The organism is Moorena sp. SIO4A1 (assembly GCF_010672065.1).
Lineage (GTDB): Bacteria > Cyanobacteriota > Cyanobacteriia > Cyanobacteriales > Coleofasciculaceae > Moorena.
Genome location: NZ_JAAHHX010000851.1, coordinates 1 through 1,251, shown reverse-complemented (window position 1 = coordinate 1,251; position 1,251 = coordinate 1). Strand labels below are relative to the sequence as shown.

Here is a 1,251-nt window from a genome sequence, read left to right as displayed (position 1 = left end):
CAGGGCTATTTCATTCTAAAAATGCGCTTGAGTGTGTCTAGTCCAAACTTGCACCGTCGCTCTGCCTGGGCCATATTTGAGAAGTGATTAGAGCGATAGATATTGAGTGCAAAGTTACGAGCAACCGCAAAGATTTGAGGTAACTGATGCATGCGAATACGTGAAGCATCTTCTCCCTGGGTGAAATCGCGAACATAATGAACCTTATTTTCTACACCCCAATATCCAAGGGATGCGCTGAGCAAAAGACTCTGCAGATTCGTTGAAAGAAGCAACATGCGGAGCGTGTTTCCGTTTCCAAACGAAGTTGTCTACCCTTTTTGAATTGTCGAACACTTTCCACTCGAATGAGGGTTTTTAGCCCCGGCCAGGGCTTGATGTGATCAAGTTGTGTGCAGATGCTAACAACTCGTTTCTCAACACGACCATGCCCTTTACTGATGTCAGTGTGACTGTGTTGGACAACAAAGTGGGCTTTGACGCTTTTGAACAGATTGCTCTGATTGCCTTTGAGCGCACCCAGGTAGTGGTTTCCACTTTCAATGATTAACTCAGCTGTTTTTTTTGAGTACTAATCGCATCAAAGGCAAAGACGACACCCGCCTCAGCCAGTTGCTTGATAAATTCAGGCAAAGCTTTGATTTCATTGGTTTTGCTATTGACATGGGTTCGGTTCTAGAATCAAACCTCGCTCAACCAGATAAGCGCTCACTAGTATAATTGCTCGGTGAGGTGGAGAGTCGGGATTATCACCAAGAACGTTGGTACGAGCCTCGTAGGACTTTACCATCAATGGCTTTGGTTTCTCCAGGCTTGGGTTCAATACCAAAAAAACGAGCCAAGGCCGCAGAATACTGCTGATAGTCTAGGTTGATCAGAACACGGCGAATCGTACTGTACGAAGGAAGTCGGCCCAAAGGGGGATCAAATAGTTCAATGAGCTCCTCCCGATAACTAGTGAGCCAGTCACCGATAGCTAGAAATCCTCGATTCCCAGCCGCGATAGCCAGGGTAAACAGGGCTAGACACAGGCTGAGTTGATGCCGTTTCCCGGAAGCATTGCGGCCATCTGGAATATCGACAAAGGCTTCCAAAATCTCAATACGCTCAGGGTTTGACTTTTCTGGGGGAAGGCTTGGAAGTAAGATTGTAGGGGCAGGTGGGGGTGGCAAACCCATGGGAACTCATGAAACACTGGTTTAACCTGTAAATCTAGCATTTATTTGCTTTCATGAGAATGAAATAGCCCTG

Annotated in this window: 3 protein-coding genes; 2 read left to right on the top strand and 1 reads right to left on the bottom strand. The window is 46.5% G+C overall.

Annotated elements, in window-relative coordinates; translation table 11 throughout:
* The first annotated feature begins 379 nt into the window (after positions 1 to 379).
* Together F6K53_RS43470 and F6K53_RS43465 are read left to right on the top strand one after the other, a co-directional pair.
* The gene (locus tag F6K53_RS43470; RefSeq protein ID WP_293055324.1) at positions 380 to 550 is read left to right on the top strand and encodes a hypothetical protein; all 171 of its coding nucleotides are present in this window, start codon (positions 380 to 382) and stop codon (positions 548 to 550) included.
* 14 nt (positions 551 to 564) lie between these two features.
* The gene (locus F6K53_RS43465; RefSeq protein WP_293055322.1) at positions 565 to 720 is read left to right on the top strand and encodes a hypothetical protein; all 156 of its coding nucleotides are present in this window, start codon (positions 565 to 567) and stop codon (positions 718 to 720) included.
* A 29-nt stretch (positions 721 to 749) separates the two neighbouring features.
* Here F6K53_RS43465 and F6K53_RS43460 read toward each other — a convergent pair whose 3' ends face one another.
* Positions 750 to 1,178: a transposase family protein gene (locus F6K53_RS43460; RefSeq protein WP_293055320.1), complete on the bottom strand. Its 429-nt coding sequence runs from the start codon at positions 1,176 to 1,178 to the stop codon at positions 750 to 752.
* Between the last annotated feature and the right edge of the window lie 73 nt (positions 1,179 to 1,251).

What these genes read in the sequence shown, in the direction of transcription:
- F6K53_RS43460 (WP_293055320.1), bottom strand. Translation starts at nt 1,178, where the DNA reads ATGGGTTTGCCACCCCCACCTGCCCCTACAATCTTACTTCCAAGCCTT.